19 protein-coding genes are annotated in these 17,839 nt (G+C 59.1%); 1 reads left to right on the top strand and 18 read right to left on the bottom strand.

Going from position 1 to position 17,839, the window contains the following annotated elements:
• Nucleotides 1-173: 173 nt before the first annotated feature.
• Nucleotides 174-1,337, top strand: coding sequence for an FKBP-type peptidyl-prolyl cis-trans isomerase (locus MTP39_RS01945; protein WP_249241227.1), 1,164 nt, complete (start codon nucleotides 174-176; stop codon nucleotides 1,335-1,337).
• 664 nt (nucleotides 1,338-2,001) lie between these two features.
• Here the strand turns inward: MTP39_RS01945 and pgsA are convergent.
• The 18 genes from pgsA to MTP39_RS01855 all read right to left on the bottom strand — a co-directional run bounded on the left by pgsA (nucleotide 2,002) and on the right by MTP39_RS01855 (nucleotide 17,830).
• Entirely contained in the window at nucleotides 2,002-2,601 is a 600-nt protein-coding gene (gene pgsA, locus MTP39_RS01940; RefSeq protein WP_249241226.1) for a CDP-diacylglycerol--glycerol-3-phosphate 3-phosphatidyltransferase, read from the bottom strand.
• Between the two features lie 20 nt (nucleotides 2,602-2,621).
• Nucleotides 2,622-3,947, bottom strand: coding sequence for a 30S ribosomal protein S12 methylthiotransferase RimO (gene rimO, locus MTP39_RS01935; protein ID WP_249241225.1), 1,326 nt, complete (start codon nucleotides 3,945-3,947; stop codon nucleotides 2,622-2,624).
• 506 nt (nucleotides 3,948-4,453) lie between these two features.
• The gene (locus MTP39_RS01930) at nucleotides 4,454-4,957 is read right to left on the bottom strand and encodes a regulatory protein RecX (protein WP_249241224.1); all 504 of its coding nucleotides are present in this window, start codon (nucleotides 4,955-4,957) and stop codon (nucleotides 4,454-4,456) included.
• Nucleotides 4,958-6,133, bottom strand: a complete 1,176-nt coding sequence (gene recA, locus MTP39_RS01925; protein ID WP_249241223.1) for a recombinase RecA — start codon at nucleotides 6,131-6,133, stop codon at nucleotides 4,958-4,960.
• 115 nt (nucleotides 6,134-6,248) lie between these two features.
• Entirely contained in the window at nucleotides 6,249-7,220 is a 972-nt protein-coding gene (locus tag MTP39_RS01920; protein ID WP_249241222.1) for a N5-glutamine methyltransferase family protein, read from the bottom strand.
• Nucleotides 7,214-8,161, bottom strand: coding sequence for a DUF1385 domain-containing protein (locus MTP39_RS01915; protein ID WP_249241221.1), 948 nt, complete (start codon nucleotides 8,159-8,161; stop codon nucleotides 7,214-7,216). The genes MTP39_RS01920 and MTP39_RS01915 overlap by 7 nt, the downstream gene beginning before the upstream one ends.
• 131 nt (nucleotides 8,162-8,292) lie before the next feature.
• A complete protein-coding gene (locus MTP39_RS01910; protein ID WP_249241220.1) occupies nucleotides 8,293-9,717 on the bottom strand; it encodes a sensor histidine kinase in 1,425 nt (474 codons plus the stop codon).
• A gap of 144 nt (nucleotides 9,718-9,861) precedes the next feature.
• Nucleotides 9,862-10,566, bottom strand: coding sequence for a response regulator transcription factor (locus tag MTP39_RS01905; RefSeq protein WP_249241219.1), 705 nt, complete (start codon nucleotides 10,564-10,566; stop codon nucleotides 9,862-9,864).
• A 17-nt stretch (nucleotides 10,567-10,583) separates the two neighbouring features.
• Entirely contained in the window at nucleotides 10,584-11,897 is a 1,314-nt protein-coding gene (locus MTP39_RS01900; protein ID WP_249241218.1) for a hypothetical protein, read from the bottom strand.
• A gap of 670 nt (nucleotides 11,898-12,567) precedes the next feature.
• Nucleotides 12,568-12,909, bottom strand: a complete 342-nt coding sequence (gene rplQ, locus MTP39_RS01895) for a 50S ribosomal protein L17 (RefSeq protein WP_005934891.1) — start codon at nucleotides 12,907-12,909, stop codon at nucleotides 12,568-12,570.
• A gap of 27 nt (nucleotides 12,910-12,936) precedes the next feature.
• A complete protein-coding gene (locus MTP39_RS01890) occupies nucleotides 12,937-13,893 on the bottom strand; it encodes a DNA-directed RNA polymerase subunit alpha (RefSeq protein ID WP_249241217.1) in 957 nt (318 codons plus the stop codon).
• Nucleotides 13,894-14,004: 111 nt separating this feature from the next.
• The gene (gene rpsD, locus MTP39_RS01885; RefSeq protein ID WP_112121783.1) at nucleotides 14,005-14,607 is read right to left on the bottom strand and encodes a 30S ribosomal protein S4; all 603 of its coding nucleotides are present in this window, start codon (nucleotides 14,605-14,607) and stop codon (nucleotides 14,005-14,007) included.
• A 20-nt stretch (nucleotides 14,608-14,627) separates the two neighbouring features.
• Complete coding sequence (gene rpsK, locus MTP39_RS01880; RefSeq protein WP_005921825.1) at nucleotides 14,628-15,038, bottom strand: 30S ribosomal protein S11; 411 nt, start codon at nucleotides 15,036-15,038, stop codon at nucleotides 14,628-14,630.
• A 14-nt stretch (nucleotides 15,039-15,052) separates the two neighbouring features.
• Nucleotides 15,053-15,424, bottom strand: a complete 372-nt coding sequence (gene rpsM, locus MTP39_RS01875; protein ID WP_005921827.1) for a 30S ribosomal protein S13 — start codon at nucleotides 15,422-15,424, stop codon at nucleotides 15,053-15,055.
• A gap of 82 nt (nucleotides 15,425-15,506) precedes the next feature.
• Nucleotides 15,507-15,620 (bottom strand): 50S ribosomal protein L36, encoded by a 114-nt coding sequence (gene rpmJ / locus MTP39_RS01870; RefSeq protein ID WP_005921832.1) that lies wholly within the window; start codon nucleotides 15,618-15,620, stop codon nucleotides 15,507-15,509.
• A 35-nt stretch (nucleotides 15,621-15,655) separates the two neighbouring features.
• A complete protein-coding gene (infA, locus tag MTP39_RS01865; protein WP_005937979.1) occupies nucleotides 15,656-15,907 on the bottom strand; it encodes a translation initiation factor IF-1 in 252 nt (83 codons plus the stop codon).
• A 496-nt stretch (nucleotides 15,908-16,403) separates the two neighbouring features.
• Nucleotides 16,404-17,195 carry a type I methionyl aminopeptidase gene (map, locus tag MTP39_RS01860; protein WP_097782922.1) on the bottom strand — a complete coding sequence of 264 codons (792 nt, stop codon included), beginning with the start codon at nucleotides 17,193-17,195 and terminating at the stop codon, nucleotides 16,404-16,406.
• A 2-nt stretch (nucleotides 17,196-17,197) separates the two neighbouring features.
• Nucleotides 17,198-17,830 carry an adenylate kinase gene (locus tag MTP39_RS01855; protein ID WP_249241216.1) on the bottom strand — a complete coding sequence of 211 codons (633 nt, stop codon included), beginning with the start codon at nucleotides 17,828-17,830 and terminating at the stop codon, nucleotides 17,198-17,200.
• Nucleotides 17,831-17,839 lie beyond the last annotated feature (9 nt).

Here is a 17,839-nt window from a genome sequence, read left to right as displayed (position 1 = left end):
CCGGTTTTGCGGCATTTCCCGTCCCAAAGCGGGCAAAAGTGATACCTGTGCCGGGTGACATTTGTGGAATTTTCGCAAAAATCTTTTCTTTTCGCATTTTTCCGTTATAATAGGATGGTATGATATTTGCATTCTCCGTGAAAACGGTCTGCTATTTTTAGGAGGTATCTCTTTTGAAACGCATTACCAAGATCCTGTTGTGTGTGCTGTGCGCGGTGGCTGCTGTGCTGTGCGTAGCTGCGGCCTGCTTTATGCTGCTCAAAAAGCAGAGCGGCACCACGTCATCCTCTGCCGCATCCGGCGCAAGCGTGTCCGTCTACGGCAAGGTGTCGGATTTCGACTACGCCAGCTTCGATTATTCTGAGGGGCTGGACGATAACGGCCACTGGACCGGCATCCGCGCACTGGACTATGTGACCCTGCCGGAGGATGTATCCGCGCTGCCGCTTTCCAAGGCCGATATCGAGCCCACCGAGGCCGAGATCCAGACCCAGATCGACACTTTGCTGAACCAGTACGCCACCACCCAGAACATCACCGACCGGGCAGCCCAGAGCGGCGACACCGTGAACATCGACTATTCCGGCGCAGTGGATGGCGTAGCCTTTACCGGCGGCACCGCCACCGGCTACGACCTGACGCTGGGCAGCCATACCTTTATTGACGGCTTTGAGGATCAGATCATCGGCCACAACATCGGCGACGTCTTTGATGTGACTGTTACCTTCCCGGAGGGCTACGGCGACTCCACCGACGCCGAGGGCAACACCATCACCCTCAGCGGCAAGGAGGCCGTGTTCAGCGTGACCCTGAACGCCATCACCCAGAGCGTTGTGCCCACCCTGACCGACGAGTGGGTGGAGACCAATTTTGCCGCCAGCGACGACCTGCACACCGCAGACGCCCTGCGCCAGTACTTTGACAGCGCCCTGTACGCCAACAATCTGGACACCGCCGCGATGGACTATCTGCTCACGAACTCCACCTTTAAAGAAGTCCCCACTCAGATCACCAGCTACTACATCCGTATGTTCCTGAACTACCACTCTCAGCTTGCCGCTAAGTACGGCATGGAGCTGGACGCCTACGCACAGGCCAAGGGCTACGCCGATGCGGACGCATTTCTGGCAGATTCCGATGCCTACTTTGAGCATCTGGCAAAGCAGGATCTGGTTTTTCAGGCCATTGCGGAGCAGCTGGACATCACCCCCACACAGGAGCAGCTCGACAGCGCCAACAGTTCCTACGCCGACACCTACGGCGCACAGCGCAGTATGCTGAACGCTTTGCAGCTGGCGGTGCTGGACAAGGTGGAGGAAAGCGCCGTGCTTTCCTGACAGTGCGTCGAAAAACGATTTTAAATGGCTTCCGCTACGCTCTAGCCATATTCAGCGGAAAAATTATTTTTAATAGAGCAATGCCGGAGCGTCTGCGGACGCTCCGGCATTGCATTTTCACAAGAGGGGGCGTGGAGGAAAACGGCAGATGCCGCGCCGCTTTCTGCGAAAGCGCGGCGGGCGTGCCCGCTCCCCCGGGGGGAGCTGTCGCGCAGCGACTGAGGGGCTATAAATGGAGAAGCGAAAAAAGCGTTAAAGCGATAGCGCCGACTGGCGCAGCGCTAGCTTTTTTGTGCTTCGACTTCTTCTTTAGGATTGTCAAGGGCGAGTAGCCCTTGACGACGGGTTGCGGCACCCAGCATCCGCTTCGTGCCTTGGGCGGCACTCGCGTCTTGCTGGCCGCTGCCCCAACAACTGCTCCCTGTTTCCGCCGCTGGCGGCGGTCGCAGTTGTTGCGTTGCGGGGTGGGTGGAGTCCAGAGGTAGGGAGGGGGGAATCGGAACACCCCTCCCTACCTCTGGCCCAGCGGAGCGTCTTTGCACGCTGAAAGCAAGCAGAAGCTTTCCCCCAGCGGCGTTGCAGATGAATTTTCCGCTGCATTTTCTCCTTACAAAGCAAAAGGCCGCTGCACGGTGAGGTGCAGCGGCCTTGGTTTTCCACATTTTTACTTCGCAGTGTTGATAAAGCTGCGGTTGTCCCACAGGTACTTGATGCCGGAGATGGCGGTCACAGCGGCCACCAGCCAGCACAGGGCAATGGAGACCACCACCACGATGGAAACGCTTTCCAGCGTGCCGCGGTAGCTCAGGGCAGTGCCGAAGAAGTAGAAGATGATGCTCAGCATCTGCAAGACGGTCTTTACCTTGCCCCACATATTGGCGGCGATGACCTTGCCGTCCTTAGCACCAGCAGCCACCATGCGCAGACCGGACACTGCAAACTCGCGCGCCAGAATGATGCACAGCACCACGGGGCTGCACACGCCGTCCCGCAGCATGTAGATGAAGGCCACCGTGGTCAGCAGCTTATCGGCCAGCGGGTCGGCAAACTTGCCGAAATCCGTGACCATGTGCCACTTGCGTGCCAGATGGCCGTCCAGATAGTCGGTAAAGCTGGCAGCGGCAAATACGATACCGGCCAGCAGGTAGAAGGTGGGGTTGAAAGTGCCGTCTACAATGCCGTCCAGACCGGTCAGGGACACAAAGATCATGAACACCGGCACCAGAATGATGCGGGTCAGGGTAAGTTTATTGGGCAGATTCATAGGTTTTATCCTCCAATTCGTTATTTTACGACCGTACCATACAGATCGTAAAGGTCGCTGTCCTCTACCAGCACATCATAGAACTGGCCGGGGTACAACGGTTCCTCGCTGGAAACGCAGACGCAGCCGTCCACCTCCGGCGCATCGCCGGTGGTACGGCAGAGGTACAGGCCGTTTTCCTCGTCGATGCCGTCACACAGAACGTGCACGGTCTGGCCCACCTTTTCGGCCTGCTTCTGCGCCATGATGCCGGTCTGGATCTGCATCACCAGCTCGGCGCGCTTGTCCTTGACCTCCTGCTCGATCTGACCGTCCATCTTGGCAGCCACGGTGTTCTCCTCAGCAGAGTAGGCAAAGCAGCCCAGACGGTCGAACTGCACCTCCTTGACGAAGTTGCACAGATCCTCGAACTGCTCCTCGGTCTCGCCGGGGAAGCCCGCGATCAGGGTGGTGCGCAGGGTGATGCCGTGGATCTCGCGGCGCAGCTTGCCGATCACCTCCAACAGCTCCGCGCGGGTGGAGCGGCGGTTCATGTTCTTCAGGATGGTATCGTTGCAGTGCTGGATGGGCAGGTCGAGGTAGGGCACCACCTTCTCGTTGCGCTTCATGGCGGCGATGAATTCATCGGTGATGCGCTCCGGGTAGGCGTACATGATGCGGATCCATTCCAGCCCCGGCACCTTGTTCAGCTTATCCAGCAGCTCACAGATGCTGCCGGGCTTGCCCCAGTCCTCGCCGTAGGCAGTGGGGTCCTGCGCCACAACAATAAGCTCCTTCACGCCCTCACCCGCCAGCCAGCGGGCTTCGGCAACGCAGTCGGCCATATCGCGGCTGTGCAGCGGGCCGCGGATGCCCGGGATGGCGCAGTAGTGGCAGCGGTTATTGCAGCCCTCGGCAATCTTTAAGTACGCATAGTGGGCGGGCGTGCCGATGACGCGCTTGCCGCCCAGCGGGAAGTCCTTTTTGGCACCGTAGCTTTCCAGGTGATCCTCGCCGTGGAACAGCCGCTCCACGATGGTATCAATGGCCTTGTTGGAGGCGCAGCCCACAACGGCGTCAACCTCGGGGATCTCTTCCTCGATCTGGCTGCGGTAGCGCTCGGCAAGGCAGCCGGTAACGATGACCTTCAGGTTCGGGTTCTGCTGCTTATAAGCGCAGGCTTCCAGAATGTTTTCAATGGCCTCGGTCTTGGCGCTCTCGATAAAGCCGCAGGTGTTCACAAGAATGACATCGGCTTCGGCCAGATCGGCCACGGTCTCGTGCCCGGCAGACAGCAGGATGTGCACCATCACATCCAGATCCACCTGATTTTTCGGGCAGCCAAGGGAAATACACGCAATTTTCATAAGGGATGATACTCTCTTTCTCTTTTGAGGGATGCTTTTGATTTTTTACGATTTAAGGATTTAAAATGCGCTCCGCGTTCGCTTTGCGCATCATCAGCGGAAGAACTATTTTAAATTTCGGGTTACAGGAAAGTCTGCGGACTTTCCTGTAACCCATTTTCACGGAGAGAGGTTTGGAACGAACTCCCTCAGTCAAAACCTGTCGGTTTTGCCAGCTTCCTCGGAGAGGGAGCCTTTGGCATGGCGGGAAAGCTTCTTATTGCACTTGAGACTTTAGCACCGAGGGCAGCGGCGTGCGCCCTCTCCGTCATCGCTACGCGATGCCACCTCTCCCAAAGGGAGAGGCAAGAGCACGCCCAGAAGCCTTCCTATTAAACATAATACTTTAGCAACGGGCTTTAAACCTTGGCTCTCCCTGAGAGGAAAGACTTCCCCCGCTCCGGGGGAAGATGTCGCCGTAGGTGACAAAAGGGGGAATCTGGCGCGGGAGCGCCTGAGAGGGCGTTTTATTCCTCCTCCACCCTGCGGATGGCTTCTTTGATGGTGGGGTAGGCAAAGCCGCGGCGCTGCAACGCGGCCACCACAAGGTCTCGGCGGCCGATGGCAAGCTTTTTACGGTAGCGGCTGTCCACCAGCGCGGCGGCGGCTTCCAGCTCCGGGTCATCGCCGTCCTCCGGGGCGTAGACCGCTTCCAACGCCCCTGCTACCTCGGCGGGAGCAAGCCCCTTCTGGCGCAGGCTCTGGGCGGCGGCGCGGCGGCTTTTGCGGGCAGCCAGCAGACTGTGTGCCCGTGCTTCGGCGTAGCGGGCATCGTTCACATAGTCCAGCTGCACCATCTCGGCCACCGCGGCGGCAGCAGCGGGCTCGGTATAGCGGCGGCACAGCCGCTCATATAGCATATTGGCAGAGACCTCCTGCCCGGCCAGCGTTTCCAGCGCACTGGCCCGCGCCTTGGCGGGGTCGGCACACTTTTCCGCATCCGGGCGGGGTCGGCGGCGGTAGAAGGCCATTTAGTCCTCCACCATGATGTCCAGCTCGCTCTCGCTGCTGCGGGTGGGTGCCTTGACCACCGGCTCCTTTGCGGCGGCGGGCTCGGCGGGCTTCTCCACTGCGGCGGCGGCGCGGCCTGCCGGGCGGCGGGTGGCGTACAGCTTATCGGCGTTGGCGCGGATCTGCCCCTCGATGTCATTGGCGATCTCGGGGTTATCCTTTAAGAACTGCTTGGCGTTGTCGCGGCCCTGACCCAGACGGATATCGCCGTAGTTGAACCATGCGCCGCTCTTCTGCACGATGCCCAGCTTGACGCCCACGTCAATGAGCTCGCTCATTTTGGAGATGCCCTCGCCGAACATGATGTCGAACTCGGCCTCACGGAACGGCGGAGCTACCTTGTTCTTGACGATCTTGGCGCGGGTGTGATTGCCGATGAACTGGCCGGAGGAGTCTTTCAGGCCCTCCACGCGGCGGATGTCGATACGCACTGAGGCGTAGTATTTCAGGGCGCGGCCGCCGGTGGTCACCTCCGGGTTACCGTACATGACGCCCACCTTCTCGCGCAGCTGGTTGATGAACACGCAGACCGTGTTGGTCTTGCCGATGACGCTGGTCAGCTTGCGCATGGCCTGACTCATCAGACGTGCCTGCAAGCCCACATGGCTGTCGCCCATCTCGCCCTCGATCTCGGCGCGGGGCACCATGGCAGCTACCGAGTCCACTACGATGGCATCAATGGCACCGGAGCGCACCAGTGCTTCGCAGATCTCCATGGCCTGCTCGCCGGTGTCCGGCTGGCTGACCAGCAGGTTGTTGATGTCCACGCCCAGTGCCTCGGCATAGGTGGGGTCCAGTGCGTGCTCAACGTCGATAAAGGCCACCTCGCCGCCCTTCTTCTGGGCTTCGGCAAGGATGTGCAGTGCCAGCGTGGTCTTACCGCTGGATTCCGGGCCGTACACCTCGATGATGCGTCCGCGCGGCACACCGCCCACGCCCAGCGCCAGATCCAGCCCCAGACTGCCGGTGGAAATGGCATCCACCTGCATGGAGGCGTTGTCGCCCAGTTTCATAACGGCGCCCTTGCCGAACTGCTTTTCGATCTGCGCCAGCGCCGTAGCCAGCGCGTCCTTCTTGGCTTCCGGCTCGGTCTTTTGGGTGGCCGGTGCAACGTTGTTGTTCTGATTTTTTGCCATAGCCTGCTGCTCCTTTATCCTTTGGGCCCGCAGAGGGCGGGCTGTCCTTCGCTTTCCTTCTTAGTATAACACAAAATCAAAATATTACAACAAGAAGTTGTTTGTTTTTTCCAATTTATTTTGGGCGGCGGGCAGTCACGCAGCGGTCGTTGCCGCCAAAGTCCTGAATGCAGCGGATGTCTGCCCAGCCGTACTCCGCCAGCAGGGCGGTTACGGCTTCCCTCTGCTGCCAGCCGATCTCCAGCACCAGCGCCCCGCCGGGGCACAGCGCATTTTGGTAGTGCTGCGCCAGCGCCCGGTAGAACACAAGGCCGTCCTCCCCGGCTTCCAGCGCCATGGCAGGCTCCTGCGCCACCTCGGGCTGCAGCTGCTCCATCTCGGCGGCGGTCAGGTACGGCGGGTTGGAGACGATAAGTTCCAGCTGCCCCTCCGGCAGGGTCTCCCAGTAGGTGAACAGGTCGCCCTGCACCGGCTGCACCGCGTAGGCGGGCTTTTTGCCTGCCCGCAGGGCGTTCAGCGCCGGGCCCCAATCAAAAGAAGGAGCATCTGCCTGCTCAAGGGCAGAGGGTTCCAATACGTTCTCGGTCTGTCTGCCCTGCCCGGTCAGAGCGCAGCGGGCATTCTTTTCCAGATAGACAAAGGCCGCCGGGCTTTTTTCCACGCAGGTCACCTGCGCAGCGGGGCAGAAGCGCTTGACCCCCAGCCCCAGACAGCCTGTACCGGCGCAGAGGTCCAGCACCCGGGGCGCTGCGATGCCCACAAGGGTCTCGGCAGCGGCCTGCGCCACCACTTCGGTATCTGCCCGGGGGCAGAGCACCCCGGGACCCACCGCCAGCTCAAAGTCTAAAAAACTCCAGCTGCCGCAGAGGTATTGCAGCGGCTCCCGCGCGGCGCGGCGGGTGCAGAGCACTTCCAGCGCCGCCGCCTGCTCTGCGGTCAGCGGACGGTCGGAAAGGCGCACGTCCCGCCCGGTGGCCAGCCGGAACAGCTCCCGCGCGTCAAAATCCGCGTCCGGGCAGCCTGCGGCGGTCAGCCGCTGCTCCACCTCCCGCACCGCTGCGCGTGGGAGCATTGCTTCGTTTACCATTTGCCCTCCTCCGGGGTCTCGGGCAGCACGGGGGTAACGGCTGCAATGGCCACCTCGATCATGCTGTCATCCGGCTCAAAGACGGTGAGATGCTGCACCCAGATGCCCGGCTGCCGGATGATACGGGTGGCGATGTTATCCGACCGACCGCACCACTTGAGCAGCTCGTAGCTGATGCCCATGACCAGCGGCAACAGCAGCAGCTTGCACACCACCCGCAGACCAATACTGCCCCACGGCAGCACGCTGTACAAGAACACGCTGACGATGACCACCAGAATGAGGAAGCTGGTGCCGCAGCGGGGGTGGAAGCGGGTGTACTTGCGCACGTTCTCCACGGTCAGCGGGTCGCCCGCCTCGTAGCAGGCAATGGTCTTGTGCTCTGCACCGTGGTACTCGAACACGCGGTGGATCTCCTTCATTTTGGAGATCGCCACCATATAGGTCAGGAAGATGGCCACCTTCAGCACGGCTTCCAGCACCACCTTGCCCCAGCGCCCCAGCGGCAGCAGACGGTTCACCCCGCCCACAAGGAAGGTGGGCAGCACGGTGAACAGCAAAATCGCCAGCAGACCGCCCAGCACCGCCGCCACGGTCATCAGCGCATTCTCGGCTTTTTCGCCCAGATGCTCTCCCACCCATTTTTCAAAGGCGGTCTCCTCCTCGGCGGGGTCGTAGTCATCGCCCATGCTCACCTGTGCCGAGTACATCATGTAGCGGTAGCCCACGATCATACTCTCGATCATGGCAATGGCACCGCGCACCAGCGGGATCTTCGTCCACACCCCATGGGTGGGGGTGGGGTCGAGCTTGGTCTCAATGGTGCCGTCCGGTTTGCGCACGGCGCAGCACATCTGCTTGGGGCCGCGCATCATGATGCCTTCCATCAGTGCCTGCCCGCCCACGCTGGTCTTAAAGCGTTCCTTTTTAGGTTGATTCATTGGTTTCTCCCGATATCCGCCCCTGCCGCTTGCAGCAAAGGACGGTCTTTTTGTATTTTATCCGGGGCATATCCCCGAGCAAAGCTCATTTTAGCACACAAATGTGACAAAATCTGTGTTTTGGGTGCTACTCATGCCTTGTGGTACAGCGGCAGACCCAGCGTGACCACCGTGCCACGCCCGAGAGTGCTTTTGATATCCAGCGTACCGTCCAGTGCGGTCATGATAGAATCCACCAGCGCCAGACCGATGCCGCTGCCGCGCACCGAGTTGCTGCCCTTGTAGAACTTGGTCTTTACGTTTTCCAGATCCTCCGGCGGGATGCCGCGTCCCTGATCGATGATCTCCACAAAGGCTTTGTACTCCCCTGCCCACAGCTTTACCGTGATGCGTCCGCCGGGGGCAGAGTATTTGATGGCGTTATCCAGAATATTGATGAACACCTGCCGCAGACGGTCGGGGTCGGCGTAGACAGGGATCATCTCCTCCGGCTCGGTGTAGTGGAGCAGCAGCCCCTCCTGCCGGATGCGCGCCTCGCAGAAGAGCACCGCATCGGTCAGCTCTGCCACCAAGTCCAGCGGCCGGCACTCCATGCGGATGCGTCCGTTCTGCAGGCGGCTGAAATCCAGCAGCTCCTCCACCATATTGTTCAGCCGCCCGGTCTCGTTGTTGATGATCTCCAGCCCCTTGCGGTAGTTCTCATCGGTGGGGTCATCCAAGGTCATCAGGGTCTCCACCCAGCCCCGGATAGAGGTAAGCGGTGTGCGCAGTTCGTGGGACACCGAACTGATGAACTCGTTCTTCATCTTCTCGGTCTCTTCCAGTCCCTCGGCCATCTGGTTGATGGTGCCGCGCAGCCGGTCCACCTCGTCGTGAGGGTCGCCGGTCAGGGGCAGACGCACATCCAGCTCGCCCCGGGCGATGCCGGCGGCGGTGCGCTCCACCTGCCCCAGCGGCACCACGATGCCCCGCACAAAATACAGCCCGGACATGACCGTAAACAGCAATATTGCCACTGCAATGAATCCGCTGACGATAACGGCGTTTTTGACCTGCCGCTCCACCAGCGCCAGACTGGTGACCAGCCGCAGCGCAGCCACGTCCTCGGCGTCGTAGGGCACCAGCGAGCAGGCCGCCATGACCATCTCGCCGGACTGAGTGCGGTACACCGCCACGCCCAGACCGTCCGGTGCGCCAAGCGCCTGTTCAAAATCCTTACTGCTGACGATACCCTCCGCGTCCGTACCGCTGGAAGAGGCGATGACGCCGCCGTAGCTGTCCAGCAGCATGAACTCGTATTTGTCCTTATCGGCAAACTGTTCCACCATGCGCCGCAGCGCCAGACTGCGGCTGGCGGCGGCGCTCTGGGCGGTATCGCCGGTATACATTTTCAGCTGACCGGTCACCGAGGAGAACCGCCGGTACATGATCTGCTGCACACTGCCGTAGTAGCTGCGGGTATAGCTGTACAGAAACATCGCTTCGGCCAGCAGCACCACCAATACGGTGATAAGCAGGTTGCCCCGCAGCCAGCGGCGGGTGATACCGCTTCGCATAACAGTGTCCTCCTTTCGGTGAGTATAGACGATTGGAAATGGTCTCCGCTTGCGCTCTGACCATTTTCAGCGGAAAGCTTATTTCAAATTTCGCGTTTGTCGCGGCCTGCGGGCCGCTCCAAACGCACTTTCACAGAAGGGATTTTATTCTTCCCACCGGTAGCCGTAGCCCCACACGGTCATGATGTGGGTGGGGTGGCTGGGCTCGTCCTCCACCTTCATGCGCAGGCGGCGGATGTTCACATCCACGATCTTTACATCGCCGAAGTAGTTCTCGCCCCAGACCCCTTTCAGGATCTTTTCGCGCACCAGCGCGGTACCCGGGTTGCGGAAGAACAGCTCCATGATCTGGAACTCCACCTGCGTCAGCTCGATGGGCTGACCGGCTTTCAGCAGCACGCGGCGGTTCTCGTCCAGCACAAAGTCTCCGCTGGTCAGGGTACCCAGCGGGGTGTTCCCGTTGCTGTCCTCCTCCTTGGTGCGGATGACCCGGCGGCACAGCGCCTCCACACGCGCCATCAGCTCGCTGACGCTGAAGGGCTTGGTCATGTAATCGTCTGCACCGATGGACAGGCCGCGGATCTTATCCTGCTCCTGCCCCTTGGCGCTGAGGATGATGATGCCGATCTGCTGGTCGGTGCGGCGGATGGTCTCGCACAGCGAGAATCCGTTCATGCCCGGCAGCATCACATCCAGAATGGCGGCATCACAGCCGGGCTTCTGCGCCAGCAGCGGTAGGGCAGCTTCGGCGCTTTCGGCCTCCACCACCTCCATCCCCGCATGGCGCAGGTTCAGGGCGATCATATCACGGATATTGGCTTCATCTTCTACAACAAGCACTCGTACCATGCTGCATCCTCCATTCCTTAATTCAGCAGATACAACGCCTTGGAAAGGCGGTAATTTGTATCGGCAAGCAAAACGCCCGGGCCCATTCTGGCCTGCACCTGACGGGACGCCACCACGCCAAGCCTTGTCCAGCCGGTGGAGTTGGCCGAGGTCCTTGCCAGCCGTACCGTCAGCACCAGCTGATCCTCGTCTACGGTGCGCAGCTCCACCGCGCCGTCAAATTCCTCGCTGTCGGTCAGTTTCAGGTTGCCCTCCCACTCGGCGGGCAGTTCGATATAACAGTTGGTCTCCTCGTCCAGCAGACCAAAGCTTTTTTCCGGATGTCTGCTGGTGTAGTCCATCCAGACGATAAAGTCCATGCGGCGGCTCTGGCTCAGGTTCAGCAGACCCGCCTCGTCCGGCTGGGTGGGGATCTCCACGATGCCGTCCCCATCCAAGTCCCGGCTGACCAGCGTGGGCACGTTGCGCAAAGAGGCGTTATACAGCCGCTGGCTGCTGATCCTTGTGGCGGGCACCATCTGCTGGCTGTTCTCATCGTAGCACAGCAGCACCGAGGCCAGATTGTTGCCGGAAATGCCGGTCCAGCCGTCCAGCACCAGATAGTGCCGCCCGTCCGCGCCTGCGCCCGCCGCCACCGAGGCACAGCCGGAGAACTTATCTGCGGAAAGGCCGTTGACTGCCACCTGCCGGAAGCTGCCCTTGCGGTCCGCGGTCAGCAGCTCGATCTGCACGCTGCCGTCCTCCTGCGTGGACATCAGGATCAGATCCTCACTGCTGCCGCCGGTGATATTTTCCACCAGATACTGCTCGTATTGCTGCTCCAGAATGGTGGACAGGGTGCCGTCCTGATAGGAATACACCGCCAGATAGTGGTCATTCTGGGCGGCGGTATAGCCCACCACCAGCTGGCAGCTGTCTGTATCCTGCAATTGGGCAAGGCTGACGTTCTCCACCGTTTCGGCAAGGCCTTCCACGCTCTGGCGCACCTGCCAGCTTCCGGCGTCGTCCCGCTGCAAGATAGCCATGCAGACGTTGGCGGTCTGGGCGGTGGTATACAGCACCGCCGCATCCTGCTGGCCATCGCCGTCCAGATCTTGCAGCACAAAGGGAGAAAGCAGTTCACCCTGAATGGGATACTTCAGCTGGGCGCTCTCCCCCAGCCAGTCGTTCAGGGCAGTTTGCAGCGCGCCGTAATCGCCGGAAAGTTTCGGGGCACGCAGCAGCTCCTCTACCTGTGCCTTTTCGTTGGCCGGCAGCAGCGTCTGGCAGCTGCACAGCACAAAGCACAGCAGCGTGCACAGCACCAGCCGCAGCCTGCGGGTTCTGTTCATACCGGTCAACCTCCTTCCGGGCATAAAAAATGCTATTTTCAGTATACCACACTTTGCGGATACAAAAAAGGGGGTGCTTGTGCGCGGGACGATTTGGAATGCGCGCCGCGTGCGCTTTGCGCATCATCAGCGGAATAATTATTTAAAATAGAGCAATGCCGGAGCGTCTGCGGACGCTCCGGCATTGCATTTTCACAGGTGGGGTCGTGGAGGAAAACGGCATTTGCAGCGCCGCTTTCTGCGAAAGCGCGGCGCTGCAAGGAGAGTGGGCTTGCCCTCTCAGGCGCTCCCGCGCCAGCTCTCCCAAAGGGAGAGCCAAGCCGTAAAGTTCGTTGCTAAAGTGTCAGGTACAATGAGAAACTCTCTGGCAGTGCTCTTGGCTCTCCCTTTGGGAGAGCTGTCAAGCCCGACAGGGCTTGACTGAGAGGGCGCACGCTGTTAGCCCTGTCGTTAAAATTTCAAACATAACAAGAAACTTTACCGCTATGCCAAAGGCTCCCTCCCCGAGGGAGCTGGCAAAACCGTCAGGTTTTGACTGAGGGAGTTAAACGCTCCCCCTTTTGGAATCCATCGCGCAGCGACTGAGGGGGTAAACCACAAAAAAAGAAACCACTGCACAAAAGCTGTGCAATGGTTTCTTTGGTTACTGTATCAAACAGTCAGAGCAGGATCAGACGAGCTCCAGAACTGCCATCTCAGCTGCGTCGCCGCGGCGAGCGCCGATCTTGATGATGCGGGTGTAGCCGCCGTTGCGGTCAGCGTACTTGGGGCTGATCTCATCAAACAGCTTCTTTGCAACATCTTCCTTGGTGATGTAGGCGTAGACCTGACGCTTGGTGTGCAGGTCGCTGGCCTTGCCAAGGGTGATCATCTTCTCGGCCATGGAACGAACGTCCTTAGCGCGAGTGACAGTGGTCTCAATCTTGCCATTCTCTAACAGGTAGGTAACCATAGCGCGCATCATAGCGTTGCGGCTGTCGCTGGTTCTACCGAGCTTTCTGGTACCGGGCATCCCGTTTCACTCCTTAAATTATTTTAGTTATTCGTCATCCGTGTTCAGCTTGAAGCCGAGGGAGTCCAGCTTAGCCATGACTTCCTCCAGGCTCTTGCGACCGAGGTTACGGACCTTCATCATCTCGTCCTCGCTCTTGCTGACCAGATCTTCCACCGTGTTGATCCCTGCGCGCTTCAGGCAGTTGAAGGAACGCACGCTCAGATCCAGCTCTTCGATGGTCATCTCCAGAGCCTTCTCCTTGTCGTCGTTGGTCTTTTCTACCATGATCTCAGCGCCGGCGGCCTCGTCCGACAGGTTGACGAACAGGTTCAGGTGCTCGGTCAGCACACGGGCAGCCAGAGAAACGGCTTCCTGTGCGTTGATCGTGCCATCAGTCCAAACCTCAATGGTCAGCTTGTCGTAATCAATAGCCTGTCCAACACGGGTGCTCTCGACGTTATAATTCACCTTGAGCACAGGGGTGTAAATGCTGTCAACGGGAAGGGTGTTGATATCGTTCTTCTCGATGATAGCCTGTTTGTTGCGCTCTGCGGGCACATAGCCGCGACCCTTGTCGAAAGTCAGCTCCATAACGAGCTTGGCACCCTCGCCCAGAGTTGCAATGTGCCACTCAGGGTTCAGAATTTCGATGTCGTCGCCCTGCTTGATGTTGTCAGCAGTGACCTCACAGGGACCAACTGCCTCAACACGCACTGTCTTCGGACCCTCGGTGTACAGCTTTGCAGCGATACCCTTCAGGTTCAGGACAATTTCGGTAACGTCTTCCTTGACGCCCTCAATGGTGGAGAACTCGTGGACCACACCGTCAATCTTGACGCTGGTCACGGCGACACCGGGCAGAGAGGAAAGAAGCACACGACGCAGGCTATTGCCCAGTGTGATGCCAAAGCCACGCTCCAGAGGTTCTGCCACGAATTTACCGTAGCGGCCGTCCGGGGACAGGCTTGCCGTTTCGATCTTGGGACGTTCAATCTCCATCATATCTATGCCCTCCTTGTCAAACCGGTGTTTCCACCGGCCCATTATTGAATTCTTTCAAAAAAGAATGCGAAAGCGTACCATCCAAAAGGAAGGCACCGCCTTCTTAATGGATTACTTGGAGTACAGCTCGACGATGAGGTGCTCTGCGACTTCGTAGTCGATATCGCTGCGCTCGGGCAGCTTAGCGACAACGCCCTTCAGAGAACCGGTCTCGCGGTTCAGCCATGCGGGCAGAGCCACGACGGGAGCCTCGGCACCGGTCAGCTTTGCAAACTTTGCAGAGCTGCGGCTGGACTCGCGCACTTCGATCACATCGCCAGCCTTCACCTGGTAAGAGGGGATGTTGACCTTCTTGCCGTTGACGGTGAAGTGAGCGTGAGACACCAGCTGACGAGCGTCGCGGCGGGTCTGAGCAAAGCCCAGACGGAACACGACGTTGTCCAGACGGCACTCCATGATCTGGAGCAGGTTCTCACCGGTCTTGCCGGGGCGAGCCTCTGCCTTCAGGTAAGCGTTGTGGAACTGCTTCTCCAGAACGCCGTAGATGAACTTGACCTTCTGCTTCTCCTTCAGCTGAGATGCGTACTCAGACTGCTTCTTGCGGACGTTGCCATTGGAGTTGCGGGTGGTATTCTTCTTTGCATAGCCCATGACCGCAGGAGAAATGCCCAGGGCCTTGCAACGCTTTGCGATAGGCTGCGTATTCTTTGCCATAATTCAATTTCCTCCTTCGATCAGACACGACGGCGCTTCGGGGGACGGCAGCCGTTGTGGGGGATGGGAGTCACGTCCTTGATCAGGGTGACTTCCAGACCGGTAGCCTGCAGCGCACGGATAGCGGACTCGCGGCCAGCGCCGGGGCCCTTGACGTAAACTTCAACAGTCTTCATGCCGTGCTCGATCGCAGTCTTAGCTGCGGTCTCGGCAGCGGACTGAGCTGCGAACGGGGTGCTCTTGCGGCTGCCACGGAAGTTCAGGGAGCCGGAGGAGCACCAAGACACTGCATTACCCTGCAGGTCGGTGATAGTAACGACAGTATTGTTGAAGGTAGACTGGATGTGAGCCTGACCAGCAGCAATGTTCTTGCGCTCTTTCCGCTTCATGCGGACATTTGCGCCCTTCTTGGCGTTATTTGCACTTGCCATTTCTCAAATCCTCCTTACTTCTTCTTGTTTGCGACAGTGCGCTTGGGACCCTTGCAGGTACGAGCATTGGTCTTGGTGCGCTGGCCGCGGCAGGGCAGATTCTTGCGATGGCGGGTGCCACGGAAGGACTGGATCTCGACCAGACGCTTAATGTCCAGAGCCACGTTGCGGCGCAGGTCGCCTTCAACGAGGATGTTAGCCTGATCGATGTAGTCACGGATCTTAGCCTCTTCGTCCAGAGTCAGATCCTTGACGCGGGTATCGGGGTTGATGCCAGTTGCTTCCAGGATCTTGTTAGCAGTGGTCTGGCCGATACCATAAACGTAGGTGAGACCCACCTGAACGCGCTTCTCGCGGGGCAGGTCAACGCCGGCAATACGTGCCATAGTAGTTTCCTCCAAAAATCATCCCATGTCAGTGTCGGGGTCTGCGCCGGGACTCTACGCACTTGACCCCCAGGCGCCCGAATTAGCCCTGGCGCTGCTTGTGCTTGGGGTTCTGGCAGATGACCATCACGCGGCCTTTGCGGCGGATGACCTTGCACTTTTCGCAGATGGGTTTCACGGAAGGCTTGACCTTCATGATGTTGAACCTCCTTTTGGTTGATGCCCTGACGCTTATTTGGAGCGCCAGGTGATGCGGCCCTTAGAAAGATCATAGGGCGACATTTCCACGGTTACCTTGTCCCCGGGCAGGATACGGATGAAATTGGTCCGCAGCTTGCCGGAGATGTGCGCTAAGAGGATGTGACCGCTGGGAGTGAGCTTCCCGGTGTTCTTATCCTCGCTCAACATTTCCACCTTAAAGATGGCGTTGGGCATGGCTTCACGCACAATGCCTTCGATCTCGATGACGTCTTCTTTAGACAAGCTATTTGCCTCCTCATTGGATCTGCTCAGTTTGTCATAATTGAGCACCGGTGCTCCCGCTCCAAAAAAACAGAAAGCACTGCATTCTTCCGTGCCTGCGCCCGTTTTTGTGCAGTTTGCCGCTTCTTTTTTCAAGAGCTTTCACGCCGATTCCCAGACGGACAGGTGGCGATGAGCGCCACATACTTCATCTCCTGCGGCACAAAATCCGCAAAACGGGCAGACTAAGCCTGTCCGTCGAGGAAGTATCTGGCTTCCACAGCCATTTATAGATTATACACCTTTTGTTGTCAATTTGCAAGAGGTTTTTTCCGTATTTCCGATAAAAAATTATTCTGTATAAAAGCTCTTTTCTGCCCCGTCCGGCTTTCGCGTTTCTCCACCGTGAAGGTGAAACTTTTTCACGAAAACTTGTCACAATTGCACAAATTGCAGGGGTGAAAAGAGAAAGGAGCCGCCACACATCATCTGTGCAGCGGCTCCTTTTAATGGTTGCTTACTTCAGGCTGAAGGTGGCCGGGTCAAAATCCGGGTCATCCCAGCTGCGGGTCATGATCTCGGTGCGGTCCTTCAGGATGGCGATGGAGTGCTCAAAGTGAGCAGCCAGTCCGCCGTCCTTGGTCTTGACAGTCCAGCCGTCGCTGAGCTGCTTGATCTTGTAGTCACCCTGACAGATCATCGGCTCGATGGCGATGGTCATGCCGGGCACCAGACGGGGCCCGCGGCCCTGATGGCCGTAGTTGGGCACCTCGGGATCCTCGTGCAGCTCCTTGCCGGTGCCGTGACCCACAAAGTCACGCACCACAGAGAAGCCCGCGTCCTCGCAGTAGCTCTGCACGGCATAGCCGATATCGCCGATGCGGTTGCCCGCCACGGCCTGTTCGATGCCCTTGTACAGAGAAGCCTTGGTCACCTCCAGCAGGCGCTGGGCTTCCAAGTCCACCTTGCCCACCGCGTAGGTGCAGGCGTTGTCGCCGTTGAAGCCGTCCACCTTGGCACCGGTGTCGATGCTCACGATGTCACCCGGGCGGATGACGATATCATGAGAGGGGATGCCGTGGATGACGGTATCGTTCAGGCTGATGCAGGCTGTGCCGGGAAAACCGTACAGACCCTTGAAGTTGGGAATGCCGCCGTGCTTCACGATGAAGTCGTAGATCAGCTTGTCCAGCTCCCAAGTGGTCATGCCTGCTTCGATGTGCTCTCCGCCGTACTTCAGGGCAGCTGCGCTCAGGGCGTTTGCCCGGCGCATACCGTCCAGCTCTTTTGCATTTTTGATCTGGATCACGCTTATGCCTCCAAAGCCTTCATGACTTCAGCCGTAGTCTCCTCGATGGAGGGGCAGAACTTGATCTCTGCCAGCTTGCCGCGGGTGCGGTAGAACTCCACCAGCGGCTCGGTCTGCTCATGGTAGGCTTTCAAACGATCCAGCACGGTTGCGGGCTGGTCGTCCTTGCGGATGACGGTCTTGCCGCCGCACAGGTCGCAGACGCCCTCCACCTTGCTCTTCTTGTTCAGGATGTGGTAGCTTGCGCCGCACTTCTCGCAGACGCGGCGGCCGCTCATGCGTTCCACGATCACGTTGTCCTCAACCTGCAGCTCCAGCACCTTGTCGATGCGGATGCCCATGGTCTCGATGGCCTCTGCCTGCGCAATGGTGCGGGGCACGCCGTCCAGAATGAAGCCGTTGGCGCAGTCAGCCTGTGCCAGACGCTCCTTCAGGATGCCGATGATGACTTCATCGGGCACCAGCGCGCCGGCGTCCATAAAGCTCTTGGCCTTCAGGCCCATCTCGGTGCCCTCCTTGACAGCAGCGCGCAGGATGTTGCCGGTGCTGATGGAAGGGATGTTCAGCTTTGCGCAGATGATCTCGGCCTGCGTGCCTTTGCCTGCGCCGGGTGCGCCCAACAGGATCAGATTCATAGGATCGCT

Origin of the sequence: Faecalibacterium sp. I3-3-33 (assembly GCF_023347295.1) — a bacterium.
Taxonomy (GTDB): Bacteria; Bacillota; Clostridia; order Oscillospirales; family Ruminococcaceae; genus Faecalibacterium.
Note: the sequence above shows the minus strand (reverse complement) of the source record. Positions and strands in the feature narration are given on the sequence as shown.

Bases quoted from the DNA above. Each gene is read 5' to 3' on its own strand.
- rplQ (WP_005934891.1), bottom strand. From the start codon at position 12,909: ATGCCCGGTACCAGAAAGCTCGGTAGAACCAGCGACAGCCGCAACGCT.
- MTP39_RS01855 (WP_249241216.1), bottom strand. From the start codon at position 17,830: ATGAATCTGATCCTGTTGGGCGCACCCGGCGCAGGCAAAGGCACGCAG.
- rpsK (WP_005921825.1), bottom strand. From the start codon at position 15,038: ATGGCAAGTGCAAATAACGCCAAGAAGGGCGCAAATGTCCGCATGAAG.
- MTP39_RS01900 (WP_249241218.1), bottom strand. From the start codon at position 11,897: ATGAACAGAACCCGCAGGCTGCGGCTGGTGCTGTGCACGCTGCTGTGC.
- MTP39_RS01930 (WP_249241224.1), bottom strand. From the start codon at position 4,957: ATGGCCTTCTACCGCCGCCGACCCCGCCCGGATGCGGAAAAGTGTGCC.
- rimO (WP_249241225.1), bottom strand. From the start codon at position 3,947: ATGAAAATTGCGTGTATTTCCCTTGGCTGCCCGAAAAATCAGGTGGAT.
- MTP39_RS01890 (WP_249241217.1), bottom strand. From the start codon at position 13,893: ATGATGGAGATTGAACGTCCCAAGATCGAAACGGCAAGCCTGTCCCCG.
- rpsM (WP_005921827.1), bottom strand. From the start codon at position 15,424: ATGGCACGTATTGCCGGCGTTGACCTGCCCCGCGAGAAGCGCGTTCAG.
- rpmJ (WP_005921832.1), bottom strand. From the start codon at position 15,620: ATGAAGGTCAAGCCTTCCGTGAAACCCATCTGCGAAAAGTGCAAGGTC.
- MTP39_RS01905 (WP_249241219.1), bottom strand. From the start codon at position 10,566: ATGGTACGAGTGCTTGTTGTAGAAGATGAAGCCAATATCCGTGATATG.
- pgsA (WP_249241226.1), bottom strand. From the start codon at position 2,601: ATGAATCTGCCCAATAAACTTACCCTGACCCGCATCATTCTGGTGCCG.
- rpsD (WP_112121783.1), bottom strand. From the start codon at position 14,607: ATGGCAAAGAATACGCAGCCTATCGCAAAGCGTTGCAAGGCCCTGGGC.
- MTP39_RS01910 (WP_249241220.1), bottom strand. From the start codon at position 9,717: ATGCGAAGCGGTATCACCCGCCGCTGGCTGCGGGGCAACCTGCTTATC.
- recA (WP_249241223.1), bottom strand. From the start codon at position 6,133: ATGGCAAAAAATCAGAACAACAACGTTGCACCGGCCACCCAAAAGACC.
- MTP39_RS01920 (WP_249241222.1), bottom strand. From the start codon at position 7,220: ATGGTAAACGAAGCAATGCTCCCACGCGCAGCGGTGCGGGAGGTGGAG.
- MTP39_RS01915 (WP_249241221.1), bottom strand. From the start codon at position 8,161: ATGAATCAACCTAAAAAGGAACGCTTTAAGACCAGCGTGGGCGGGCAG.